This is a genomic window from Halosegnis sp., from assembly GCF_042216475.1.
Lineage (GTDB): Archaea > Halobacteriota > Halobacteria > Halobacteriales > Haloarculaceae > Halosegnis.
Genome location: NZ_JBDGTV010000024.1, coordinates 26,102 through 50,260, shown reverse-complemented (window position 1 = coordinate 50,260; position 24,159 = coordinate 26,102). Strand labels below are relative to the sequence as shown.

The window sequence follows — 24,159 nt, the reverse complement described above, 5'->3', positions numbered from 1 at the left end:
GGGGTCGCTACAGGTCGAGGCCAGCCTCCGCGACGAGCCGCTCGCCGGAGGCGACGAACCGGTCGAACTCCTCGTCGACCAGCGGGTTCTGCAGGTGACCGTCCTGCTTGACGATCTCGCCGTCCACGAGCACCGTGTCGATGTGGGACGTGTCGGCCTGGAACACTGCCGTCTGGACCGCCGAGTGGCTGGGTGCCGTCATGAAGTCGCTCGCGTCAAGGAGAATGACGTCCCCACGCTTACCGGGGGTGAGGGTCCCGATTTCGTCCTCGAGCTGGAGCGCCCGAGCGCCCTCGATGGTCGCCATCTCGAGGGTGTCACGGGCGGTCACCTCGAGGTCGGTCACCTCCTCGCCCTCCTCGAGGACGTCCTGATTCTGGAGCATCCGGTGGACCTGCAGGCCGATACGCATCTGGCTGCCCATGTCACCGCTGACGTTCGAACAGACGTCGACACCCCACGCCGGCCGGCCGCCCGCTTCGAGCATCTTCCCGGTAACGGGGATGCCGTGGCCCATCTGCATCTCGACTTCCGGTGTCGACGAGAACGACGCGCCTTCCGCCACCGCGTGGTCGATGTCGTCCTGTGTGAAGTGGTTGCCGTGGGCGATGTTCACGTCCGGGCCGAGCATGTCCTCGAGCACGCCGAACCCCTGGTAGTCGGGGTTGTATTGTGAGGAGGTCCACTGGGCGGCACCCATGTGGATGGTGGCCAGCGCGTCCATATCGCGGGCCAACTCCAGGTCACGCCGGGCCGTCTCATCGACACAGAAGTCCGGACCCCGGAGTCCGAGCGCGAGGCTGAGCCGGTCGTCGTCGCGAATCGTATCGTCGTACAGCGTCCGGATGTTCTCTTCCGGCAGGCCGATATCGCTGTCGTACCACCACTTGGCCGCGTCGTCCCCCGGCGGGCCGTACGTGTACACAGCGCGGAGGCCGGCGTCCTGTAGCGCGTCGACGGCCCGCTCGCCGTGCTCGAGTGTGTTGGGGTACGACCAATCCAGGGCTGTCGTCGTTCCCGTGTACAGCTTCTCGAAGGCGCCGAACAGCCCGCCGAGATACATGTCTTCCGGCTGGTAGAGCCCGGTGATATTGCCGAGCATGTGGTTGAAGTACTCGCTCATCAGCGACCAGTCGCCCGCGATCCCCCGCACCTGTGTCTGTGCGAGATGGATGTGCGAGTCAACGAAGCCCGGAAGCACGATATGATCGCTCGCGTCGATGACCGTCGCGTCGGAAGCGGTCGTCGTCACGTCGTGCCCGATGTCGACGATTTCACCGTCCTCGATGAGGAGGTTCCCCTCCTCCAGCTCGCCGATGTCTGGGTCCAGCGAGACGATGGTGCCGTTGCGGATGAGTGTCTCTGACATAGCCAGGTGTGACGTGCACCCGCGCCACCAAATAATTTACCGTGTGGTAAATCAGCCGACAGACGCCGAGTGCAGTGGGATTCTGACGAGTCGGCGGGAGGCGCGCCGTCGAGTGGACATACGTTGTTTACCGGGCGGTAAATAGGCTCGGGACGCGGTAGAACAACCGATATATACACGCCTCCGTACTATCGGGTATATGAGCGAGTCCGGGTCGGAGTCGGTGGCCACCGACACGCGCGAGGCGATTATGGAGGCGACATTCCGCGCGCTCAGCGAGCACGGCTACACCGACCTCCGGATGCGCGATATCGGCGAGGAGATGGAGCTCACTCGGCAAGTCATCCACTATCACTACGACGGGAAACACGACCTCATCTCGCATTTCCTCGAGTACATCATCGACCAGTACGAGGGCAGTGTCGAGGTGGCGGCAGACGCGCCGCCCCGCGAGGAGCTGAACGCCCGCATCGAGCAGTGTCTGTTCGGCCCGGAGTTCGCCGAATTCGGCCACTGGGACCGGATGAAGGTGTACCACGAACTGTTCACCCACGCCCAGAACGACGCCCAGCACCGCGCCATCTTCAACGACCACTACGAGCGCATCCGCGGCAGTATCACCGAGGTCGTCGAGGACGGCATCGAGCAGGGCGTGTTCCGTGACGTGGACGCCGCCCAGATGGGCCAACTTATCACCGACGTCATCCATGCCGCCCGGGGCCGGCGGCTCTCGCTGGGCCACGAGGACGCTCCTGAGCAGGCCCGCGAATCTATCCAGAAGTTCATACTCGACTCGCTACTTGTCGAGTCAGGACAGTAATGCTGAACGCCGTGACGACAGCCGTTCCTTCTCCGTGACGAGCAATTCCGCCGATTGAACGATTCTCATCGAGCGGCACCGCAGAGTCGGGCTAGATGTCGTGGTATGTTTTCGGCCTGTCGCCCCTTTAGGCACCTCTGGCACGACAGAATCGGGCCCACTGTGTGACCGCAACTGTGGCAGCCGGACACGGTACAACCGGACCAGCCTGTCACAGTTGACACAGAGTACCGCCTCAGGGGCACCCCCAAGCCGCTCGGCCACCTCCTCAGGCAGAACTCTGTGCAGTAACCGTCTCCTGTGAGGGAACGCAGAACGGGCCGGGACGCGCTTTTCCGATACTGTCCGGTAAACGCTCGGGGCTTCGTTCGCAGTTCGCTCCGTCTGGCTGATAGAAGTCTTAAACACCGGCGGCCCGAGCGTACCATATGGAACTAACCGCTCGAATCCGCCGGATGGATCAGGTAACGCGCGTTCAGTACGCGCTCATGCTACTGTTCGGTGGCAGTTGTCTTGCCGTCGCCATCGCCCCACTCGCGCCGGCCATCAACACGGTCCTCGTGGGGGTCCTGTTCGGCATCACAGCCGGCCTCTGGATCTCGCATCTCATCGGCGTGCTCCACAATGCGGCCCAGCAGGCGAGCCTCCAATGAGTGCGCCGCCAGACGACGACCCCCCAGCCGGCGACGAATCGTCGGTCTTCGACGAGCAGAACTTCGCCGGCTATCTGCTGATCGTCGGGTCGGTGACGGCGGTGTTCGTCGCGGCGTTCACGTTCCTGCTTTCGGGCGCCGTCTCCCAGGTCCTCATTGCCATCACCATCACGCTCGGCTTCCTGAGCATCATCATCGGCTTTGCGCTGAATGTCCTCGGGCACTTCGAGGAACAGCCGACGACGGCGCCCGTCGAGGAGCCGGCCACCACCACGCGACGCGCGTGGAAACCCGACACGCCGGTCAACAAGCCACTTCCGCCGCTCATCAACTTCGACACAGAGCTCCGGCAGCTGGAGGAGCACTTCGACGGCGACCTCCCCGAGCAGATGGATTCCTTCGTCGATGAGTACAAACAGCTTCGCACGACCAACAGCATCGACAAACGCCGGTCGATCGCCAGCAGTATGCGGTCGGCGTTGAATCCGGTGCCGGTTCTCGTCGAAAGCGCCGAGATGGAGCAGGTGGTCGACGAGATGGGCGACCGGCTGTTCCGCTACATCCGGGCCGACGCGACCGAGCATCTCACCGTGTCCGATGCCGCCTTCTACCGCGACGGCGAGCGTCGCCCCGTGGCTGAGTTGCAGGGTGGCGAGGCGCGCGTCAAGGCGACTGTTCATAACGCTGGTGAGGCGTCGACAGCAGAGGTGGAAATCGAGTTCCGGAACAAAGACGGCATCAAGGTCAAGAGTACGTCGCTGCCGGTTGGGCGACTCCCGCCGAACGCGCGGAAAGATCTGAACACCCGTGTGTACATTCCGTCACTTGCGACCGACGCGACAATCTACGCCGTCGCATCCGCACAGGACGACGAAGTGCTGGAGATGTGATGCGAACGCCGACTGCGGGTGTCCAGGCTAGGCGGACTCCGAGACAGCAGGCCGGAGACGACTCACCAACCCGTATATCGCGATGGCGGTCCCGAGTTGCCCGAGCCCTGTGACGACCCATATGTCCGATAATCCCCAATCAGCATCTCGGACGGCACCCAGAGAGATCTCGTCACTGGTTGTAGCTGTCACGCCGCGGCTCTAGCGGGATGTGGGGGCTCAGCGGTAGCTCAGCAGTTGTCGTCGCCCCGTCGTCGTGCAAGCCTCCGGTCGTGGCCCTTCTACCGCTCGATGACACGCAGCAGGCGGACACCCATCCATTCATGCGTGGGAGGATGGCATTGGAGCGATGTCGCCTCTCGCGCCCGGTCGTGACTTCCGTCTGGCCGAGGATTTTTGCAGCGCTCGGTCTACTCACGGTTATAACGGAGGCGGCACACACGCCCCCAGGACTCCCCGTACTCGGGAACGCGACGAAACCGGGTGCCGACCCACTGCGGTTCCTCGTCGGTGTCCAACAGACGTACGGTGGGCAGTATCCGCTCGTCCAGCTCGACCCCCCTGTCGGCCAGCGAATCCACATCGTGCTCGATGCGGGGCTCGTGCATGAGATTCTCGAGGATCGAGAGCGATTCGCCCGGCCTGCACTCGGTCCGCAGGCTACCCGCCGACAGGGGCTGTTGTCGACGGAGGGCGCGCTCTGGGAGACACAGCGGTCCGTACTGGAACCTGAGTTTCTCGGCGCCACACTCGCCGACTACGCGAATATCTCGGGGGCAGTGACCGAGGCGACGATGGCCAACTGGCCGGCCCAGGGGACCGTCGATCTGCTCGAGGAGATGTCCGTTCTGACGCTCCGTGTCATCACTCGGGGGCTGTTCAGCCGGGATACCAGTCCCGAGACAGGGCGCGCCGTGCACGCCGCGATGGAGACGTTCGGCCGCGAGCTGGAGTTCGATATCGGGGAGTTTCTGCTCCCGGAGACGCTCCAGTCGGGGCTGTCAGAGGAGTTTCTGGCAGCCGACGAACTCGTGGAGGGTGTTGCCGAGGAGTTCATCGACTGGCACCGCTCGCAGGCGGATCCGCCGGCGGATATGCTCACCGCGCTGATCGAGGCTCAGCAGGACCCCTCGATCGAGCTGTCGGCCAACGAGCTCGTCGACGAGACGGTGCTGTTTCTGACCGCCGGCCAAGAGACGACGGCACTGACGATCGCGTATGCGTTCTACTGGCTCACACAGCATCCCAGGGCCCGTGAACGTGTTCGCACAGAGGCCAGCCGGGTGCTCGGGGGTGACCAGCCCGGTTGGAGTGATTTGTCCGAGCTCACCTACACCGAGCAGGTAATCCGAGAGACCCTGCGGTTGACGCCAGCCGCCTGGAACATCAGCCGTGAGCCCCGGGCGCCAACCCGGGTCGGCGGGGCAGAGCTGGCCCCGGGGGAGCTGGTGATGCTTTCGCCGTATGCCCACCACCGCGACCGGCGTGTGTGGGACAATCCGACAACGTTCGACCCAGACCGATGGGCTGGCGTGGCTTCACGGGGACAGGATGCATACTTCCCGTTCGGCAGTGGGCCACGCATCTGTATCGGGCGGCAGGTGGCGCTCACGGAGGCGCAGTTCGTCGTGGCCGGCATCCTGCAGTCGTACGACGTGGAGGTCCTCGCAGAGGAGCTGCCGTTCCGCCCGGCAGTGACACTCCAGCCGGCGACGACACTCCAGGCGCGGGTCACAGCCCGTGACTGACGACAGGGACAGACAGGACCGGTTCGGCCGTCGGTCTCGTCGCCCGGCACATTCAGGGAGCGGTGTCATCGAGTCGGATCACCACGCGTCCGCTCCCAGCAGCGCCCAGCCCGGTGCAAGAGATTCGCCGGTGCCACACCAGCCAGGCCACCGCTTCGTGGAGTCGTCGCCGGGCAGTGGCGGGTGCGCTGCGTAGCGGCCTGGCCGCTGGCGGTATCAGTAGTCGCCGAGGACGCCGAGTCGTCGTGCTCGGCGGGTCGCGTAGTGAAACACCGCGTAGCCGCCGGCCAGATAGCCCCCCGCGACGGCGACGAGCAGCCCAAGTTCACCGGCGCCGAACTCCCACAGCCGGACGCCGTCAACCATGGCCCGCTGGAGCAGCGCACTACCGTGTGCCAACGGCAGATACCGTGCCCAGGGCGTCTCGAGAACGGGCGCCGAGATGAGCAGGATGAACCCGAACTGCAGCAGGTTCAGCCAGTTGCCGATACGCTTGTAGAGGACGGTGATTCCGCCGGCGGCGAAGCCAAGTCCGAGCACCGACGTGATGGCGAGGCCGGCGATGATGACGATCGTGAGCGGGGCTACACGCAGCGTCGTTCCGGTGAGCAGCAACATCACGACAAGCACTACTGCCGAGGTAAGGAACGTCCGGACGAGCTTTGCGACGCCCTTCAGCAACGCCACCGGGGCAAATCCGAACGGCGTCATGATGTGGCGTTCGAGCGTGCCCCATTGGACCTCGCTGCCGAGGTCGTTCGAGACTGCCGAGTACGCCCCAACTGACAGCGTCCACAGGAAGTAACCGACGATGATGCCGTCGAGCGAGTCGGTAAGGGCGCGACCAGCGACCAGGCGACCGCCGTACAACAAGAGCCCAAAGAAGAACACCGCGACGATGATGCCGCCGACGGCATTGGCGGGATACCGAAGGAAGATGAGCGCCTCGCGGTACAATACTGCCCGGGCGAGGTGGTAGTAACGCGCCGGTTGGGGGGCGTCGTGTGTCGTGGCCGCGTCGGCGTGGCCCGAATCCCCCGAGCTTGTGTGGCGCCGTTCGTCGGCACCGCCCGCCGTCACGACGACCGCCTCCCGTTGGCGGTGTCGGCTGCGGCACCGTCCGGACTGTCTGTCAGGGCGACGAAGATATCCTCGAGATCTGGGTCGACGGTCCGGATCTGTTCGAGCGTGACGTCGTTGGCCTGAAGCACGGCCATCAGCCGGTAGAGGTCGTCGCCTGCGACCGCAAGGTCGACCCGGGTTCGATCGGCGGTTTGGTGGACGTCCCGCACCTCGAACTCGGCGCGGAGCGTCGTCACGACGGTAGCATCGATATCCGGGCTTGCAATCCGTACCGTCCCCTGGCCGGCCCGGTGCACCAGAGCGTCGACCGTGTCGTCGGCCACGACACGGCCGTCTGCCATGACGACGACACGGTCACAGACCGCTTCGATCACGCCCATGTCGTGGCTACTGATGAGGATTGTCAGCCCCTCGTCGCGTGCCAGCCGCCGGAGTTCGCGCTGGAGCGTGCGCGAGCTTTCGACATCGAGCCCGAGCGTGGGTTCGTCCAGAAAGACGAGGTCGGCCCCGCCCGCGAGGACGCTCGCCAGCGAGACCTTCTGTTTCATCCCCCGAGAGAGGTCGCGGACGGGTGTGTCAGCCTTCTCGGCGAGGCCGAACCGGGTCAACAGCCGGTCGTGTCGTGCCGCCACCGACGCCGGTGTGACGCCGCTGATTGTCGCGAAATAGCGAAGGTTCTCTCGGACCGTGAGCCGCCAGTAGTCATTGCGGGCGCCCTCGAGCATCGCATCGACATCGCTGTACACGCCTCGCCGGCCGTCGCTGACATCCCTGCCCAACAGCTCAATACGGCCTGTGTCTGGCAGCACCATCCCCAGCACACACTTGATGAGCGTGGTCTTGCCGGCGCCGTTGGGCCCCAACAGGCCGACAACCTCGCCACGCTCGACGGTCATGCTCACGTCGTCGACAGCCTGCACCGCGGCGTCGCCCGTGCCGAACTGTTTCGAGACGCCGTCGACGACCAGTGCCGGAGCTGCCTGCGGTGTAGCCGCCGCAGCTGCGCCGGCCTCGTCGCTGGCCGCTGACTGCTCGCGGTCGTTTGCGGTGGCCATCGACGACTGCCCAGCCGATACCGGCTCGTCCATTACCACCAGACAGGGGCTGCACACGAATAAGCCTCAACGCGGCCGCGGCATCTAGTCGTGGACCGCTCGCCGTCTGCAATCACATGGCCTCACACCAGGAGAGCCCAACTCCATCTTGGCCACTGCGTCAAATGTGCAGTGGCTGATCCCGATGGGACTCTCGAGATGACCAGCGCCGATGCTACCGGGACAAGAGTGACGATGTGGATTCCCGATGACGGATCTGCGGTCGGGACGTGGCTGGGTGGCGACAGCCGGCCCAGTGTAGCCGCGATGCCGTTCCCGGCAGCCCGGCGGGTGTCGCCGAGAGCGTGGCCTGCCGCGGGCCGGCCGCCTTTGCTCGTGGCACTCGTGGCGCCACGTATGCCGACGCTGTGTGCGCTCTGTCGGCGCCGAATCCCCGCCGAGCACATCCCCGACCCACAGGTCGTCCAGGAACATCACCTGTGGCCAGAGCGGCGCGCCGAGTCACCGACCGTCGAACTGTGTCGCCCCTGCCACAAGCAGATTCACGCGCTGTTTACCAACGAGGAGCTGCGCGAGACATACCACACGGTCGAACGGCTTCGCGAGGCCGACCGACTCGCCGAGTATCTGGCGTGGATTCGCGGCACCGACAAGCTCGATATCGACGTCCAGACGAGCGACCACGTCCGGGAACGCCGGTAACACAACCGGAGCTGGCCGCCGGCAGTTGGCTGGCTCACAGGTCGTTGACCTGTCCGCGCAGCCTGAAGGACACCGTAGCCGCACCAGCCCTGACGTCTCCCAGTGCGGCAGATTGTCCGACAAACAGGTGTTTTCGGATGCTGTCGCCTATACCCGCAGAGAAGTCCGCTACCCCTCGATTTCGGCACCCGGGGAGACACGGCGACCGGACGGCCGGTAGATATTGTCCCCCGATACTCCGCTTATACGCCCCGTTCAGGGGGTGCTGCCGCCGATTACCGCCGCCTATGGTGTCAAGGCGTCGTCTCACCAGTCCTCGTATCCGACGAAACGGCCTGAAAACTCGTGTTAGCGGCGTTCCGGCGCTGTGAGTGATGTGTGGGCACGTCGTTTGCCGGCGTGACAGCGCGGCAGCGTCGCTATTGTGTCTCCGAAAATCCGTATCACCGCGCTTCAGCGGCTGTACGGGCCGCTCCACTGGGATACGGGCTTACTGCCATTGGCCAGGCTATTCGGACCGGTATCTGAGGAATCTCGGACGCAGCGGCCCGTTCACGGCTGAATTGGCATCTACGCCCCCGTAACTTGAGAGTCACGACTGTGATATATGTCTGAGAATCCGGCTGCTCACCCCATATATTACCACCAAATCCGACGGGTGAGCCCTGCCACGTGTAGGACACGGGCTGCGAATTCCGGATTCGGACGGCCGCTCCGGCCGGATATGTCTCGGCCGTCGCCTCGTATTTCCGGCGCCTGTCCGCTGTCTCCCACCTGTTGGGTCTAGCACCCATGCGAAATTGGGTGTAAGCGGACTTTTTCGGGGGGATAGGCCCGACGCGCCTTATTACGCGACGCCCGAATACCGCGATCTGTGGGGTTTCACTGCCCTGAACGAAATAATACGGACGTGGCGTTGGCGCCGTCAGAGCGAGCACGACCCGAGCCGGCTCGTCTCACCGTCGTCAAGGCGACAGACGTCAGGATGAGCACAATAAATTCTTCTGGCAGACTGACAGGGTCCGCTCGACCATGTCTCCGTTTCGACAGCCTGTCGCCATCCCGGTGGTCACGGAGACGGCGCACACGCGCCACGCGACAACGATCAAACAGATTTTATTTCGACGGGGAGGGGTCCCTGCTCTGTAGCGTTGCTCTCCTCCAAATTTAGGTAGCGAGTCTCTTTAGGGTGTGTTTCGTCACGCCAGGCACATCCTGTTGACTGGTCGTGCTGATGTTCGATGTCTTCGATACTGACCGCACTCTTGGCCAATCACGACTCTATTGCCGAGCAGATCATCTACGTGGGTTAGGTGGTGAGAAGCGATGGTGGTTGGTCTACAATAGAGGTCCACTTGCGAAGCTATGATCGTGCGTATTCCTCGTTAAGCGTCCCAGCTACCGAATCGGAATCAGGCCCCACCTTCTGCCGGATTCTCTGTAGTCCAGCGACGATGAACACCGCCCCAGCCGCGATAGCGACCGACTGAATCGTCGGGAATCCCCCAATCGCAGCAGTGAAGGTAGTGACATAGGCCATCGGATGGGTGATGGTCAGGACGTAGAAGACAACAGTGGTGGCGACAAAGGCGAGTAACGCGCTCCCGACGATCCGGAGCCCCGGCTCCGACATCGGCTCGATACTCGTCGGCGCGATTCCCTGGGCGAGGACAGTATAGGTGATCCACCCAGCGACGAGCGCGGCCAGATGACTCCCACGACTGTCGTTGGCGAGCTCTCCGAGCCATGTGGATGAACGACCAGACGATAGGCAGCAGGCGCGAGCGCGACAAGAATGGCCCAGTGGCCAGCCGCGAACGCAATTCCCGCAATCACGGTGAGGAGGAGACCGCCGTGACCACCTGCCCACATCACTCGTTTGTCCATCGCCTGTGTGCGGGGCTGGCGTGTTCTGCTCAAAGAGTGTTGCGTACGAGTATGCGGCACTGTGAGTGGACGACCTCACGGAAGCCGACGTTTCAACCGCTTGTACGAGTACGTCGAGTAGAAAGCCGAATCAGAGGATATCTTCGTCGAAACGGTGAACCCAACGAATACGAGCAAGCGGTGTGTCGAATGCGGACACATCAGCGACGATAATCGGGATGCGGGTGATTTCGAGTGCGAGCAGTGTGGAAATCAGAATCACGCTGACTACAACGCTGCAAAGAGCGTTGCGGAACTGTATCTCCTACGTGGTCATCAGCCGCTACGTGGAAGCAGCGTCAGTCAATACGCTCTGACGTCTGGGGCAGTGACGCCGAGTCGAGGACACACCTCGCTCCCCATGCAGGGATAGAGGCAGAGCCCACAGACAAGCCCCACCCTCAACGAGCGAGCCCGTTACGGGCGAGCGAAGTAGGGTGGAGCCGTTGACGCCTGTTTCCGTGACCACGCTTAACACGCGTCTCCTGATAGGTTTTAGAGGTGATAGAGCTTGCGAGCGCAGCCCCCCGTGTTCAGGCGGGGGGCGAGCGGCCACTCAAGTCGTTCGCCGATGGATTCATCTCCGTGCCCTCTGTTGATACGGCTGCTACGGACCCGGTGAGATGCCGTCCCCGAACCACACGAGGTGGCGAACCACCGGTGGGTCCCACGGCGATGACACGGAGTCCGATGGGACCGTATTGGCCGGGCCACAGCCCTGCGAGGGAGACCCCCGACCGCTCCCGCGGTGTGTCGCCGGGTCCCTCCGAGTGCGGGGTGAAACCGACGGGCGAGGACCGCCCGATTCCGATGGGCGGATTCCTCCGTCTAAAGCCGGAGGAAGAGGTCAATTGAAAGCCGATGTTCGATCGCGTGCTTCTTGCGACGGACGGCAGTGAGGGTGCCCACCGGGCAGCGGAGACGGCGATCGAGCTCGCTGAGATCCACGACGCAACGCTGCGTCCTCTACATCGTTGATCAGCCAACGTCCGTGGCTGGGACTGGGGAGGCGGTTCCCGGATTAGATAATCTCCTAGCCGTCCTTGAACAGGAGGGATAGGAAACCACCGGCGATGTTGTAGCCCGGGCCTCAGACCATAGCGTTGAGGCAACGAGCGTTGTTCGGCGTGGGAATCCACGCGACGACATCCTCACGTACGCCGAAGAGAACGATATCGACGTGATCGTGATGGGGACTCACGGCTGAACGGGCGTCAGACGGGCACTCCTCGGCAGCGTGACCGAAGATGTCGTCCGGCACTCTGAGAGGCCTGTCTTGACCGTCCACCGCGACCCGGAGGAGGAGGGGGAAGTCTGACACAGCTTCTCAGTCAATCGCGTGAGGACGACCCCGTGAACCATGCGGGGAAGGGGAGGACCGATCTAATGAACCGGTGCTTCGTCGACGGCAGCGTCGACATCGGGGTCGTACCGCTTCAGCCCCCACGAGACCGCGGCACAAGTCGCGGTCAGTACGACGAACAGTGAGAACCCCCGGGCATACCCAATCTTGCCGAAGATGTCGGTGTAGTAGCCCAGTGCCGGGAGGATGATGAGCGTCCCGCCGCCGCCGATGCCGCTGATCCACCCGGAGGCGCCACCGACAGCTTCGGGGACGAATTTCGGGACCAGCTCGAAGACGGCGACATTCGCAATTCTCATTTCCGTGCCGAGGATTATCATCCCAATAAGCGCCGGCCAGAAGCCGCCCGCGAAGGTCATGACGACCGCGCCGACGGCCATGACGCTGAAGCTCGCGATCGCGACGTTCTCACCACCGAACCGGTCGCTGATGCTCCCGCCGGGAATCCTGATGAGCGAGCCGTAAGCGATGAAGATGCCCGCCAGTAGCCCTGCCGTCGACAGGTTGACCCCGGGGAATAGACCCCAGTAGGTCGGGAACCACGCGGATAGTGAGGTGAAGCCGCCGCCGAACGAGACCGTATAGAGAAACACAAGAACCCACGTCCGCCGGATTGAGGCGGATTCACGCAGTGACTCCCAGGCGTTGCCCGACGGAAAGATGTCTTGGCCGAGTTCGGACGCCGTCTCTTTGGCTTCCTCTTGAGCCTTCCCCTGCCGGAGCAACTGGAAATAGTACGGATCGACGGCATAGATGGCGTAGACGATGGCGACCGCGACGACGAACGCGAGCCATATCCCATATGCCATCGCCAGGCCCGTGAGCCCGATTAGCACCGGGAGGACGTAGACGACCATCCCTGGGCCGATGTTCCCGGCACCGGCGAATGCACCCATCGCGAACCCCTGTCTATCGCTGGGGTACCAGTAGGAGGTCTGGCTGATACCGACGGAGAACGTCGCCCCGCCCGCTCCTGCGAGAAGACCGAACAGCACCAGCAGCGGGTACAGCTGCATCCCGAAATCGTCCGGGTAGGTCAGGAACAGCGTGACAACGAGGCCAGCAATCCCAACAATCGTCGACGCTAACAGGATGAGCATCAGTTTCTTGCCCCCAGCCTCGTCGACCCAGGCCCCAAACGGAATTCGCAGCACTGCCTTACTGAGGTGTGGCGATCCGAGTAGCAATCCGTGGAAGACGCCGGTGAGGGCTAGATGCTCCTCGAAGATCGGACCGGCAGCGCCATAGAAAACGATGGTGGTGAGGCCAGCGAAAAATCCGACCGTCGCCATGGACAGGCCATGTCCCGGCGTCCCCTTGACTGCGTTCGCTTCCGCCTCCTGTTTTTGTTTAGTCATCTTTCACCTAGACCAGATTGTCGTCGGTTGGCTATGCCAGTTTGAATATCTCCTCCATGGGACGACCCGACATATCGGCGCTGATACGCATGTAGCGCTCTCGTTGTAGACATCTTCGTACCGTTCGTTTCGTCGCAACGGACGCTTGTCTCTGTCGAATTATTGTATCGGTGTCAATTTTGGGCCACCCGAATTCCCCAATCTCAGTTCCTTGTGGGTAGTCACAAATCGCTGTGGATTGATGTACTATAAGAGTCCAAACTATTCGCTGGAGATGGAGGGAATTGCCGATATCGTCTCAACTCATCGCGTCCTAGAACCGCTCACGGTGCGCGTCCTCCCGCTCCTCGGACTGGTCGACCCTTCCCTGTTGCTCATCGGTGACACGCTCGATACTCGCGAGTGCCCGCTCGCCGGCGAACGACGCTTGTGACCCGTCGGCGCCGTCCGCCTCCGGCTGCTCCTCGTAGGCTCGCTCGACCCGCCCGATGAAGTTCTTCCAAGCTCGGTCGAGCAGTTCACTGCCCTCCTCTGAGTTCACCTGGGCTGCCGTCGGCAGGTCACCCCAGCGGGCCTTCCCGGCGATCGTCGTACCGTCGCCGTTGAACGGATGTAGGAAGCAAACACGGCGCAGCCGGGGGGATTCGCGCCGACGAGACGGACGAAAACTGCTTCTCTTCAAGCAAGACGTCGTGCTGTGTCGGTGCTTCACCAGCGCGTAGATGACCACATGCGTCTGGTTCACCTCGGAGTCCGACTCACCGCGCGCCGCCCGGCGCTGTCTGCTCGGTGCGCCGGCACCCAGCGCCGGCGCTCGAAAACGCCGCTTCTAATGTCCGTATGAGTTGACACCGGGGCAAACTGGCCATCCTCTAATCGATGATCGTTGCCCAGGTTCGATCGTATGCAAAACGTACCGATCGGTGTATTCAGGGATTAAATGGAGACCGTTCCTCCAGCGACCAGCGTAAGGGGTTGCCATTCGGCAGTTTGATCGCCCGATCGACGGTGATCTCGACTAACCGTTCCGCACCCTCGTATCGTGCCACACGGTCGTCGTCCCAGATGATCTCCGCAATCCCGGTGGTCTGTAATGTCTGACCATCGGCGAAGTCGACGAACAGCAAACCCACGCGAGAATGTGCTTCGACGTTCCCCAGCGTGCAAAACATGTTGTTGCCTGGGTAGTCCGGATAGACGATCGTGTCGCCGTCGACATCGACGAATCCTGGATCGCCACCGCGGTGCGAGGCATCGGCCCCCGTTCCCGGATAGTAGCTCCCGATAAAGAACGTGTCCGTGGTCTCGATCCACTCGCGGTGCGACGGTCGGAGCCCATCAGTCGTTTCGCGGGCCACATCCGACGTTTCGTCAACAACCCGTTCGAAGGAGCGCTGCTGGATATATTTCGGGCAATTTGGAAACGCTTCTTCGGTAGTAAGTAGAAACCCCTCATCGGTCGGCTCGACGGTTCCATTGAGCCGGAGCCGGTTCCGATTCCGGGGATCGACCAGTAGCACGCCCGCTGGCATTCCCGGGCGGAGGTGATCGGCGAGTGGATCGCCGGTGGCTGGCGTGGCGGCAAACCTCACTGTCCGCTCATCGTCAATGCTGATGAACCCTGGTTCGCCGGTCAGAAACGAGACCCATACTGCACCGTCGTCGTCGACGGACGTGACGACCGCATGCGGCTGGTTCTCGATGAGCGCACGAACGTCCTCACCTCCTGGGACTGTCCGCTCTACCATCCCCGACAACTGTTCGGCACGCTCGCGGACTCCAGCTTGTCGCTGAACCGCAATCTCCCCCTCATGATAAATGTCCGACACGGCGTCGTTTTCCATCGTAGGTGGAGGAAGTGTCCCTGTTCATATATGGGTTACATTGGTTATGACCAACACAACCGAATTACGAAGTAACGTCGAACGGTAGCGACACTGGATGCAAGAGTTCGTTTTCACCGTCACCTACGACCGGGGGAGTGACCCGATTGCGGACGTGTTCATCGACTATCCAGAGGTCATGATGACATCGCTGTCCTGTAGTGTCACGGAAGACAGCATCTGGTATCTCAATCGTATAACCGGACCTACAGCAGCGCTCGAACAACTGGACGACATCTTCCTCGACCCGACTCACTGCAACGAATGTCTTGACGCCCAGCAGTGCAGTACGGAGTGGACGTACGAACTCCTATCCAGCGGCGAGACCAGCCGAACCATATATGCATACGGCACGGACGGCGACGACTGTCACTCGATTCCCGTCCTCAGCGTCACTCAACTCGGCAACGGGCTCTTCTACGACGCCGAGCGCCGGGGCAATCAGTGCCGGTGGCGCATCCTCGTCCCAGAGGACGCACAGGTCGGTGACCTGTATGATACGATCAACGGCGAACTTCGAGACGGGCTCCGATTGAGCCTCGACCACCTGACAGAGCCGACGCGGTGGGGTGATACTGTGGTTTCGCTGGCCGATATCCCGTACGAGCAACGGACGATGCTCAGAGAAGCCGTCGAACGGGGCTACTACGAGACTCCGCGAGCAGTCACGACGCAGGAACTCGCCGACGAGTTGGATATTCCACAGTCAACCGTCCAATATCGACTCTCCCGCGCCGAGGCGTGGCTTGCCACGGAGTTCGTGTCGGAAATGACGTGGGAGGCGGTTAGCGACACTGAAACGTGACAGTATGATCAGCGCGCAGATGTGGATCGGCAGAGTCGTTGCTGCTCCGACCGACGATTGAGAGTTGGTAGTAACCAAAACAAGAGCCAACCGTGTCCGGCAATCATCTGCGCTCGCAATGTCACAACAACTCCACTGCGTCGTTGAGGGCTGTGATGCCTCGATTACCGAGGAGACCGAAGAAGAAGTACTCGAAGCGGCCGAGGAACACGCCGCAGAGGCCCATCCCGATCTCGAGCTGGACGAGGAGACGGTCGAAACAATCAAACAACACATCGAAGAAGCCTAATCGCGCTTAGCAAGGGAGGGCCACCGCTACTGCTCGGCGGTGACGAAGACGAGGCCGATTCCGACAACTCATAGTCCGACAGCGTAGGCGAACGCCGCAGCATGACATCCTCCCCGGTGTGAACGCCGGGGTTTCCCAAGCGTTGGGATACTATGGTTCGCGGCGTACCTAGTCTTGTGGGGCTACTCGCCCCGTGGATTTGTCGAACAGGCGCACCGCTGGCTGTGCCATCCAGCCGTTATCCCTATCTCCCCCGTCACAGGCGAGAGTCGGGAGTACCTTCTGTCGGATATTCTCGGCTCCGTTCACGTCGGCGTTGGCGACCAGTCCACACTCGTCGCAGACGTACAGGCCGCGCTCGACGCGCTGGCTGTCGTCACTGGCCCCACAGGACGCGCAGGACTCGGACGTTCCACGTTCATCCACGCGCTCCACAGAGATACCGTGTTCAGCGGCTTTGTATTCCAGCATCTCGGTGAAGCTGTCGAACGCCCACCCATGCACGTTGAGGTTGCCGTGGTCGCCCCAGTCGGCGTCCACGCGTCCAGGCGGGTACTGTTCGTTGGTCTCTCATCCACGCACCAATCGCAAGGGCGAGGGTGGTGGATAGGGGCGAATCCGCCTGCCGGCGCTGACCTAACTGGAGTATTTTAATCCTTTTGCGATCGTGTGTCGGTGTCGACCTCTCCCGCAGTTATTAATAATAAAGAGTATTACTTTAATAATGTATGTCAGTAAGAATTCCGGGGAAGAGCGACCACAGACCGAAGAAGAGTGGCGGGAGGAACTGACGGCCGAGGAGTATCGAATCCTGCGAGAGGCGGGGACAGAGCGGAGCGGAACCTCAGACCTACTGAAGGTCGATGATGACGGCGTGTTCCGGTGTACCGGATGCGGTCAGGAGCTATTCACAACCGACGAGAAGTTCGGGTCAGGCACCGGGTGGCCGAGTTTCTACAACCCGGCCGACAGCGACGCCGTTGAGACCCGGCCGGACCACAGTCTTGGCCGCACCCGAACCGAAGTCATCTGTAGCAAGTGCGAGGGCCACCTCGGACACGTGTTCGGCGACGGGCCAGAGCCGACCGGCAAGCGCTACTGTATCAATGGCAAAGTACTTGACTTCGAGACGGACGAGTCATGAGAACCGACGAGACCTACCGACCGTTCCACTATACACAATGACAGAGAAAGCAACGTTCGGCGGTGGCTGCTTCTGGTGCATCGAAGCCGCGTACAAAGAACTGGAGGGAGTGACCTCCGTCACCTCAGGCTACGCCGGCGGGGACAAACCCGACCCGTCCTACAGGGAGGTCTGTCGCGGGTCGACCGGCCACACCGAGGTCGTCCAGGTTGAGTACCACCCCGAGACGGTGACGTACCCCGACCTTCTGGAGCTGTTTTTCACCATCCACGACCCGACCCAATTGAACCGGCAGGGACCGGATGTTGGGTCACAGTACCGGTCCATCGTCCTCTACCACGACGAGGAACAGCGGCAGTACACGGAGGAGTACGTCGAGCAACTAGAGGCCGAACAGGCGTTCAACAACTCGGTCGTGACCGATATAGAACCTATTAAAGAGTTCTACGAGGCCGGAGAGAAACACCAGGACTACTACGAAAAGAACCCGGCCGACGGGTACTGCCGGACTTACGTCGAACCGAAGGTCCAGAAGGTCCGCGAGAACTTCGAGACGGAATCCTCAGTCGCACGCTGAGACACGACAGCAGCCGACCATAGAACTACTACAGACTCCCACCCATGACCCTCACACCAGCGACCATACGCGACTACGACAACCGTGCACCGGACAGCGATGAGACTGAGACCGCTACCTTCGCCCTCGGGTGTTTCTGGGGCCCGGACGCGGAGTTCGGCGCGATTACTGGCGTCGTTCGCACGCGGGTCGGCTACGCCGGCGGGACGAAAGCGAACCCGTCGTACCACGACCTCGGAGACCACACGGAAGTCTTCCAGGTCGACTACGACCCAGAGGTGGTCTCCTACACTGACTTCCTCGCCCGGGTCTTCCGGAGCCACGACCCGCGCCGCCAGACGCCGAAGACGCAGTACCAGAACATCGTGTTCGCGGCAACCGCGGCCCAGCGCGACACGCTCCACACGTACCTCGAAGCGAACAGCTACGACCCGGACGAAATCGAGACGCGTATTGAGCAACTCTCACGGTTCTACCTGGCGGAGGATTATCACCAGAAGCACAGCCTCAGAGCGAAGCGGTCGCTCATGGAGGTGTTCGAGGAGGCCGGTTATGACGACGAGGACCTCCGCGAGTCACCGGCCGCGGCCAAACTGAACGGCCACGCCGCCGGTCGCGAAATCAGCGCGGAACACGGGCTGGAACTGCCCGATAACCGGACGATTCACAGCCGATGACGGCCGCCACCAACCACAAGTAGACTGGTTCCCATGCTCGATCCACTCCCAAACCGCCTGCTCGCCAGAACCCGTCGAATCGGTCGCCTCAATCGCCGGAGTCCACGGGAGTTTCGTCGGTGGATTGAGCAAACGCGTAACCTACTTCACCTCTCGGTGTTGCTACTCGTCCCGTTACTGATCGTCGTCGTGACGACACTCGCGAACACCGTCGAATCGCTGTCGTTTCTACTGTTCCCGCCGCTCGCGGCCGGGACGTACACGCTGTTTGCCAATCCGGAGAGCAAGTACGCCTCCCCGACACGGTTCGTGAGCGGGCTGACGGTCGGCGCGCTGTGTGGCTGGGCGGCGATGGAGCTCGGCGTCCTCGTCAGCAATGGAACTGTCGGCGGATCTGTCGGCCCGTCCGGATCGCTCGGAGTCGACGCCGTCACAGCGGGGACTGCCGTGTTCCTCACGGCCGCCGTGACATGGGCGCTTGATGTCAAGGAAGCGTCGGCGTTCTCGACGGCACTGCTCGGCCTGCTCGTGCCGGACGGACAGACACTCGCGTTCGTCGCCAGCGTAGTCGTCGCCAGTACAATCGTCGCAGCCGTGTTTACTGTCTGGCGGAAGCAGTTCTATCACCAACGGGCCCGCCTACTCTACGAGTCGACGGACGGGGGGGACCACATCATCGTCCCGATGGTAGGCGAGAGCCCCAACGAGACGGCGATGCTGGCCGGCAGATTGGCTGCGGCCCACGACGCCGGGAAAGTCGTCCTCCTCGATTTTGTCAGCGACAATGATATCGAACGAGCGAAGCACAATCTTATGCGGGACCTGTCCAGCGATGACCCAGGCGCTACCGACGGCGGACGCGGCACCGGCCCGGTGGCCACGGATACCCGGCGCACGAGCGCGGATGATTCCATTGACCGGACGAGCGTCGGAGACGGTCCGACAGTCGACTCCCCAGTGGAGGGCCCATTAGCCGATCAGATCGCGGAAGGCGAGGCCGACGGCAAGAGCACGACCGACATGGCCGAGAGGCGTGTGGCGGCCGAGGCGGCGGCGCGGCTGGAGCGTCGTGCGTCCGTGATCGAATCCGAACTCGACGTCCCATGTCAAACAGTCGCCGCGACGGGTCGGTCGATGGCGGCGACGACGCGTAAAGTTGCACACGACACCGACTGTGACCTGATCGCGGCCAGTTACGAGGAACGACACGGCGGCCTCGCCCCGAAGTTTCTCGAACTCTTCGAGTGCGAACTGGACGTGGTGGTTCACCAGTCCCCCGACGGTCGAACGGAATGGTCTGACGTGCTCGTCCTGGTGCGTCGCGCCAGCGACCTCGCCCACAGTATGCTGGATTCCGGAGCGCGGCTGGCGGGCAAGACAGGTCAACTCAGCGTCGCTACCTGCGTCGACAGTGACCGGCAGCGCCGCCGCGCCGAGGAAATGTTGGCGAATCTCGCCGAGACCGTCGAGAGGACGGTGGAAACTCGCGTCTCAACGACCACCGTCGAGACGTTTCTCGAACGCAACGCGAGCCACTTCGATATCGTCATAATGGGTGCGAGTATGGACCGCAGCGGCGTATCTCGGTTCGTTTCCCCGCCGACGTTCGAGCGGGTCGACGACATCGACACCGACGTGGTCATCATCGACAGGCCATGACACGAGAGAAATCCGGGCTTTGGACGTCCGTTCTCTCCCTGTACCGCATCAAACGCGCAATCGGCACACGAACCAGACCACTGTGTCATCAACAAAAATCCAAACGAAACACCACGAACGACGAATTTTATTCAATTCACCGTACGAGGAGCGCCTGTTCGCCAAATACCGTTCACGAGCAGAGACAGACGATACCGATGAGACCGAGCGTACGCGATTCACGCCCGGCCTGAAGGCTGGGATTCTTTCGCTGTTAGAAGATAGACATGATACGCGTCACGATGCGGGCGGCACATCTGAGCTAATGAGTGAGCGGGGAGAACGCACAGTGTCCGTCGAAATAAATCGCTGCAGAACTGATTACGTGTATGTCAGATTCGTTTCTCGTCTACGATGGACGGAACAGACTATACCGAGCGGCCGCGAAGCAGGTCGCTCGGCTGTCGGAGGATATTCGACTCGTCCCGTGGCGGTCGAAATCCACCCGTGATTTCATCGAAGCACAGTTCGGCGACCATCTGTTCGTGTTCGTGCTAATCGACCCGGAGACGGACAAGGTCCACGCCGGCGGAGAAACCGTCCGCCGGCTGCTCTGTGAGAGGGGTGTCCCTCAGCTTTTGATTGACGGGGCTGAGCGAGCATACCAGGTCGTGGGCGACCCGCTCGGGCGGGTCCTCCACGGACAGCCCCCAGCCGACGTGGACGGCACGTTCCCCCTCGCCGAGGACGCACGGCCGCACCTCGAGTCGCTCCGGCGGGAGTGCTCGCTGGCCGCCTGCGCGTCTGGCGAGGGCACAGAGTAACCCCAGTTGAGCCCCCACGCGGGGCATCGAATCACGCACCGTCGGCCGGACCGTCACCCCACCGCGACACCGGCGACCTCGAATCGCGCGCTACCCGTCGCGCTGTCGAGTATCTCGACAGTCCCCCCGTATGCGGTGGCGACCTGTTCGACGATGGGGAGACTGGCTGTGAACGCGGGTGGATGGCTCCCATCGACTCCCCGACCGCGAGATCGATGATTGGGACGGCCGCCAGCGGTCGGTCGACCTATCCGGTCTTGTGATAGAGAGTACGAGCGCATACCTCCGTCTTCAGGCGGAGGTCAAGCGGACACACCGGCCACAACCCATGGACTATGGCCAGTTCGGATGTCCCATCAAAAAGCGTTTTCTCGTGGCCCCGTGTAGCATGGGCTGCTACGGATTCGGTGAGATGCCGGCCCCGAACCACACGGCGTGGCGACCCGACGGTGGGTCGCACGGCGATGACACGGACTCCGATGGGGCCTGTTTGACCGGGCCACAGCCCTATACAGAGGAGAAAACGAGAGTTTCGCCAGAGTGTCTCTGGGTCCCCTTGAGTGCGGGTTGGAACCTCGAACGCCACGCTCGGCGGACATCCCATGGTGGGATTCCACGTCCTTCAGGGCGTGGAGGAGGTCAAGCCATTACTACCGATAAGATGCCGCTGTAGGATGTGGTCGGCGAGCCCGTTCCCATCGTGAGCAGTTGTCCAGATCACATTCACTCGTCCCCACCAGTCGCAGTCGGTACCGAACGAGAACTGGAATGACTTTCGGCGCTTCCGTTTGGAACCCACGTCTGACCGATACCTGCCCTGTATCGTCCACAGCTGTTTCGATTGATTCGGGTCCGGTCAGGAACGCCGTGCGAAATATAGAGGATGTCTGCAGCAGGAAACGCAATTTATCGCTCAGTAGGTCTGGATGTGGGCGACGGTGTCGTCATACTTACTCCCGTCTACATCCTGCAAGAGATTTCCATCCGCGGTGTAGGCTGTCGCATCCCGGTCGACGGCAAGTGCGACGTAGGCAGCGTCGTAGACCGTGATGTCAACGGTGTTCGCGATTTCCGCGATGGGGCCGACTGACCCGAACGAGACGAGTTCGATACCGTAGTTGTCGAGCGAGGTTGCGGCCTCGTGGAGTCGCTCGCCATCGTAGTGGCCGCTGTAGTTGAGTGCATTGACCGCCTCGAAGGGCATGAGCGCCGGTGCGCACAGGTCGTGTTTGCCGTCGAGGAAATCGTCACGAAGTGTGCGGGCTTGCTCGTGATGCTGTTCGGGAATGTACCACTTGACGACAGTGCTGGTGTCGACGACGATGTCGGCCATCAGGTCCGTTCCGCTCCGTATCGGGTGTCGCGGAACTCACGGATCTGTTCTGCCGTGTTCGTCGTGGCCACCTCGTCGGCGTCAATGGCACTGCTCAGTCGCTCGCTGGTCGCAACTGCGTGGGCGATATCCCGCGATTCCAGACTGCGTAGTTCCTCCTCGAGGTGGTCACGGAGGACTGCACTCCAGTTTACCTCGTCGTGTTCTTCCATCCGTGCTTTCACCTCGTCGGGGACGCGGAAACTCACACTGCCCATGCGTATTATATGTACTACTGTAGTATAAATCATACGTGGAGTCCAGAGCTGACTCTACACACAACTCCGCTAGCCGACGGACCCGCGACAGCGTACCGAGCTATAGTACACGAGGATGCTGACTACGCGCTATGTATGCAGCAATCCACTCGCCTCCGGGGCAAGTACGTCCACGAGCACTACGACATCGAGGAGGTCGGAGCAGGACTCGACGAGGTGGACATCAACGACGGTGACGCGGCCGACGACCCGTGAGCCGGCTCCACATCGCCGACACCGGCCTGTTCGTCGCGATGAGACAGCCTTCGAACAGTCGATACCGGGCCGTTCGGCAGTTCGCTCGCCACAACAACTTGACATCCGCCCACGGCTGAAGCCGTGGAATTCCTCCGGTAGGGATGGTGACTATCTCGTCCCAGCGGCGGCAAGTTCCTCCTGGCGAGTACTCTGGTTTGTGCGCTCCTCGTTGGGTCGTACCGGGCGATGCTGTCACTTACACTCGTCACTCCCAACGTTGGACAATATGGAGCGGCGTACGCGGCTCATCGTCTCCTATCTCGTCGTTGCCCTGAGCGTGCTCTCTGGGTTCGTACTCCTCTACAACTACGGGATGGCCACCTGGGAGGGTGCCCCCAGCCGCTGTATCGTTCGATCGAAGTCGTCGTTCAGACGGTCACCACTGTTGGGTACGGGGGTGACGCCCCGTGGTCGAGCCCCCAGATGAACTATCTCGTCTCCGTGATGGCGCTCTCGGGGCTGGTGTTGATCTTCGCGGCACTGCCGGTCCTCGTCGTCCCGTTCTTCGAGGACGTGTTCCAATCCACTGCGCCCTCTGCGGCTCGTGGCATCGACACTCACGTCGTCCTCTGCAGTTACGGGCCTCATGAAGAGGTCCTCATCGTCGAACTCGCCGAGCGTGGCGTCGAGTACGTCATCGTCGAAGCCGGTCGGGAGACCCCAAACGAGCTGCACACGGCGGGGTACACCGTGATGGTCGGGGATCCCGACTCGGACGCGGCACTTCGGGCAGCCCGGCTGGCACACGCCGACGCGGTCATCGCGAATATCGACCTCAAGACGAACCCGAGCGTGCTCCTCTCGGCTCGTGAAGTCAACCCCGACGTCCGGACGGTGAGCCTGACCGAGGACCCGGAGACCGCTGACTATCACCGGTACGCGGGCGCCGACCACGTCCTCTCACCCAAGCAAGTCCTGGGCGAGCGGCTCGCGAGCAAAGCCGTCGGCACGTTCAATCCGGAGGCGGTCGATGCCGTCGAGATCGTCGAGGACTTCGACATCGCGGAGTTTCCCCTCCAGAGTGGGAGCGAACGCATCGGCCAGACCATCGCGGAAAGCGACATCCTCAAGCGGACGGGAGCGGCCATTATCGGCGTGTGGGTTCAGGGGGATTTCAAGAGTCCACCCCCACCGGAGGCGCGATTTGACGCCCGGAGTGTGCTCGTTGCAACCGGCACGGAGGCGGAACTCGACCGATTGAAGGAGATGACCCTCTCGGAAGGCCGGCATCGGCGAGGAAATGTTATCATCGCGGGGATGGGGGTCGTTGGCCGGAGTGTCGCGAGCGGCCTCACGAGTGCCCGGGTCGGGTACACGACCATCGACCGCAGGGACGCCTCGACCGTCGACGTGGTCGGCGATGCGACAGACCGAGCCGTCCTCCACGAGGCAGCTCTCACGGACGCCGGCACAATCGTGCTCGCGTTGCCGGACGATTCGACGGCGATCTTCGCGACGTTCGCAATCC

General features: G+C 62.3%; 23 protein-coding genes and 3 pseudogenes. 16 read left to right on the top strand and 10 right to left on the bottom strand.

From position 1 onward, the window contains the following. Nucleotides 1-7: 7 nt before the first annotated feature. Nucleotides 8-1,369, bottom strand: a complete 1,362-nt coding sequence (locus tag ABEJ63_RS13170) for an amidohydrolase family protein (RefSeq protein ID WP_375796827.1) — start codon at nucleotides 1,367-1,369, stop codon at nucleotides 8-10. 199 nt (nucleotides 1,370-1,568) lie between these two features. Here ABEJ63_RS13170 and ABEJ63_RS13165 point away from each other — a divergent pair, with 199 nt between their 5' ends. The 4 genes from ABEJ63_RS13165 (at nucleotide 1,569) to ABEJ63_RS13150 (ending at nucleotide 5,480) form a co-directional block, all read left to right on the top strand. Further along, complete coding sequence (locus ABEJ63_RS13165) at nucleotides 1,569-2,189, top strand: TetR/AcrR family transcriptional regulator (protein ID WP_375796826.1); 621 nt, start codon at nucleotides 1,569-1,571, stop codon at nucleotides 2,187-2,189. A gap of 428 nt (nucleotides 2,190-2,617) precedes the next feature. Next, the gene (locus tag ABEJ63_RS13160; RefSeq protein ID WP_375796825.1) at nucleotides 2,618-2,842 is read left to right on the top strand and encodes a hypothetical protein; all 225 of its coding nucleotides are present in this window, start codon (nucleotides 2,618-2,620) and stop codon (nucleotides 2,840-2,842) included. Next, nucleotides 2,839-3,732, top strand: coding sequence for a hypothetical protein (locus ABEJ63_RS13155; protein WP_375796824.1), 894 nt, complete (start codon nucleotides 2,839-2,841; stop codon nucleotides 3,730-3,732). Before ABEJ63_RS13160 ends, ABEJ63_RS13155 begins: the two co-directional genes overlap by 4 nt. 371 nt (nucleotides 3,733-4,103) lie before the next feature. Further along, nucleotides 4,104-5,480, top strand: a complete 1,377-nt coding sequence (locus tag ABEJ63_RS13150; RefSeq protein ID WP_375796823.1) for a cytochrome P450 — start codon at nucleotides 4,104-4,106, stop codon at nucleotides 5,478-5,480. A 216-nt stretch (nucleotides 5,481-5,696) separates the two neighbouring features. Here ABEJ63_RS13150 and ABEJ63_RS13145 read toward each other — a convergent pair whose 3' ends face one another. Further along, entirely contained in the window at nucleotides 5,697-6,560 is an 864-nt protein-coding gene (locus ABEJ63_RS13145) for an ABC transporter permease (RefSeq protein ID WP_375796822.1), read from the bottom strand. Continuing rightward, nucleotides 6,557-7,651, bottom strand: coding sequence for an ABC transporter ATP-binding protein (locus ABEJ63_RS13140; RefSeq protein WP_375796821.1), 1,095 nt, complete (start codon nucleotides 7,649-7,651; stop codon nucleotides 6,557-6,559). The genes ABEJ63_RS13145 and ABEJ63_RS13140 overlap by 4 nt, the downstream gene beginning before the upstream one ends. A 363-nt stretch (nucleotides 7,652-8,014) precedes the next feature. Between ABEJ63_RS13140 and ABEJ63_RS13135 the strand changes: the two genes are divergently transcribed. Beyond that, a complete protein-coding gene (locus ABEJ63_RS13135; RefSeq protein WP_375796820.1) occupies nucleotides 8,015-8,320 on the top strand; it encodes a hypothetical protein in 306 nt (101 codons plus the stop codon). 1,363 nt (nucleotides 8,321-9,683) lie between these two features. Here ABEJ63_RS13135 and ABEJ63_RS13130 read toward each other — a convergent pair. Then, entirely contained in the window at nucleotides 9,684-9,953 is a 270-nt protein-coding gene (locus tag ABEJ63_RS13130; protein ID WP_375796819.1) for a hypothetical protein, read from the bottom strand. A 408-nt stretch (nucleotides 9,954-10,361) separates the two neighbouring features. Between ABEJ63_RS13130 and ABEJ63_RS13125 the strand changes: the two genes are divergently transcribed. From ABEJ63_RS13125 to ABEJ63_RS13115, 3 genes and pseudogenes are all read left to right on the top strand, one after another. Next, nucleotides 10,362-10,619, top strand: coding sequence for a zinc ribbon domain-containing protein (locus ABEJ63_RS13125; protein WP_375796818.1), 258 nt, complete (start codon nucleotides 10,362-10,364; stop codon nucleotides 10,617-10,619). Nucleotides 10,620-11,107: 488 nt separating this feature from the next. Then, nucleotides 11,108-11,224 (top strand): universal stress protein, encoded by a 117-nt coding sequence (locus ABEJ63_RS13120; protein ID WP_375796817.1) that lies wholly within the window; start codon nucleotides 11,108-11,110, stop codon nucleotides 11,222-11,224. A 163-nt stretch (nucleotides 11,225-11,387) separates the two neighbouring features. After that, nucleotides 11,388-11,564 (top strand): annotated as a pseudogene (locus ABEJ63_RS13115) (universal stress protein); the annotation flags it as partial. A 65-nt stretch (nucleotides 11,565-11,629) separates the two neighbouring features. Here the strand turns inward: ABEJ63_RS13115 and ABEJ63_RS13110 are convergent. The 3 genes from ABEJ63_RS13110 to ABEJ63_RS13100 form a co-directional block, all read right to left on the bottom strand. Beyond that, nucleotides 11,630-12,901 (bottom strand): nitrate/nitrite transporter, encoded by a 1,272-nt coding sequence (locus ABEJ63_RS13110; RefSeq protein WP_375796816.1) that lies wholly within the window; start codon nucleotides 12,899-12,901, stop codon nucleotides 11,630-11,632. Nucleotides 12,902-13,280: 379 nt separating this feature from the next. Then, entirely contained in the window at nucleotides 13,281-13,508 is a 228-nt protein-coding gene (locus tag ABEJ63_RS13105; protein WP_375796836.1) for a hypothetical protein, read from the bottom strand. Between the two features lie 388 nt (nucleotides 13,509-13,896). Further along, nucleotides 13,897-14,811: a pyridoxamine 5'-phosphate oxidase family protein gene (locus ABEJ63_RS13100; protein ID WP_375796815.1), complete on the bottom strand. Its 915-nt coding sequence runs from the start codon at nucleotides 14,809-14,811 to the stop codon at nucleotides 13,897-13,899. 97 nt (nucleotides 14,812-14,908) lie between these two features. Between ABEJ63_RS13100 and ABEJ63_RS13095 the strand changes: the two genes are divergently transcribed. Continuing rightward, a complete protein-coding gene (locus ABEJ63_RS13095) occupies nucleotides 14,909-15,655 on the top strand; it encodes a helix-turn-helix domain-containing protein (RefSeq protein ID WP_375796814.1) in 747 nt (248 codons plus the stop codon). Nucleotides 15,656-15,773: 118 nt separating this feature from the next. Beyond that, nucleotides 15,774-15,944, top strand: a complete 171-nt coding sequence (locus ABEJ63_RS13090; protein WP_375796813.1) for a DUF1059 domain-containing protein — start codon at nucleotides 15,774-15,776, stop codon at nucleotides 15,942-15,944. Between the two features lie 168 nt (nucleotides 15,945-16,112). On the opposite strand, the pseudogene ABEJ63_RS13085 reads toward ABEJ63_RS13090, so the two are convergent. Next, nucleotides 16,113-16,475, bottom strand: a pseudogene (locus ABEJ63_RS13085) (zinc ribbon domain-containing protein); the annotation flags it as partial. Nucleotides 16,476-16,668: 193 nt separating this feature from the next. Between ABEJ63_RS13085 and msrB the strand changes: the two are divergent. From msrB to ABEJ63_RS13060, 5 genes are all read left to right on the top strand, one after another. After that, nucleotides 16,669-17,088, top strand: a complete 420-nt coding sequence (gene msrB, locus ABEJ63_RS13080) for a peptide-methionine (R)-S-oxide reductase MsrB (protein WP_375796812.1) — start codon at nucleotides 16,669-16,671, stop codon at nucleotides 17,086-17,088. 37 nt (nucleotides 17,089-17,125) lie between these two features. Continuing rightward, nucleotides 17,126-17,665 carry a peptide-methionine (S)-S-oxide reductase MsrA gene (gene msrA, locus ABEJ63_RS13075; protein ID WP_375796811.1) on the top strand — a complete coding sequence of 180 codons (540 nt, stop codon included), beginning with the start codon at nucleotides 17,126-17,128 and terminating at the stop codon, nucleotides 17,663-17,665. A 44-nt stretch (nucleotides 17,666-17,709) separates the two neighbouring features. Then, on the top strand, nucleotides 17,710-18,342 hold the full coding sequence (locus ABEJ63_RS13070; protein ID WP_375796810.1) for a peptide-methionine (S)-S-oxide reductase MsrA: 633 nt from the start codon (nucleotides 17,710-17,712) through the stop codon (nucleotides 18,340-18,342). Between the two features lie 156 nt (nucleotides 18,343-18,498). Further along, a complete protein-coding gene (locus ABEJ63_RS13065) occupies nucleotides 18,499-20,001 on the top strand; it encodes an HPP family protein (RefSeq protein ID WP_375796809.1) in 1,503 nt (500 codons plus the stop codon). Between the two features lie 368 nt (nucleotides 20,002-20,369). Beyond that, nucleotides 20,370-20,804: a hypothetical protein gene (locus ABEJ63_RS13060; RefSeq protein ID WP_375796808.1), complete on the top strand. Its 435-nt coding sequence runs from the start codon at nucleotides 20,370-20,372 to the stop codon at nucleotides 20,802-20,804. 913 nt (nucleotides 20,805-21,717) lie between these two features. On the opposite strand, the gene ABEJ63_RS13055 is transcribed toward ABEJ63_RS13060, so the two are convergent. Together ABEJ63_RS13055 and ABEJ63_RS13050 are read right to left on the bottom strand one after the other, a co-directional pair. After that, the gene (locus tag ABEJ63_RS13055) at nucleotides 21,718-22,137 is read right to left on the bottom strand and encodes a type II toxin-antitoxin system VapC family toxin (RefSeq protein ID WP_375796807.1); all 420 of its coding nucleotides are present in this window, start codon (nucleotides 22,135-22,137) and stop codon (nucleotides 21,718-21,720) included. After that, the gene (locus tag ABEJ63_RS13050; RefSeq protein WP_375796806.1) at nucleotides 22,137-22,394 is read right to left on the bottom strand and encodes a hypothetical protein; all 258 of its coding nucleotides are present in this window, start codon (nucleotides 22,392-22,394) and stop codon (nucleotides 22,137-22,139) included. Before ABEJ63_RS13050 ends, ABEJ63_RS13055 begins: the two co-directional genes overlap by 1 nt. 483 nt (nucleotides 22,395-22,877) lie before the next feature. On the opposite strand from ABEJ63_RS13050, the pseudogene ABEJ63_RS13045 reads away from it, so the two are divergent. Then, nucleotides 22,878-24,158: pseudogene (locus tag ABEJ63_RS13045) on the top strand (NAD-binding protein); the annotation flags it as partial. Between the last annotated feature and the right edge of the window lies 1 nt (nucleotide 24,159).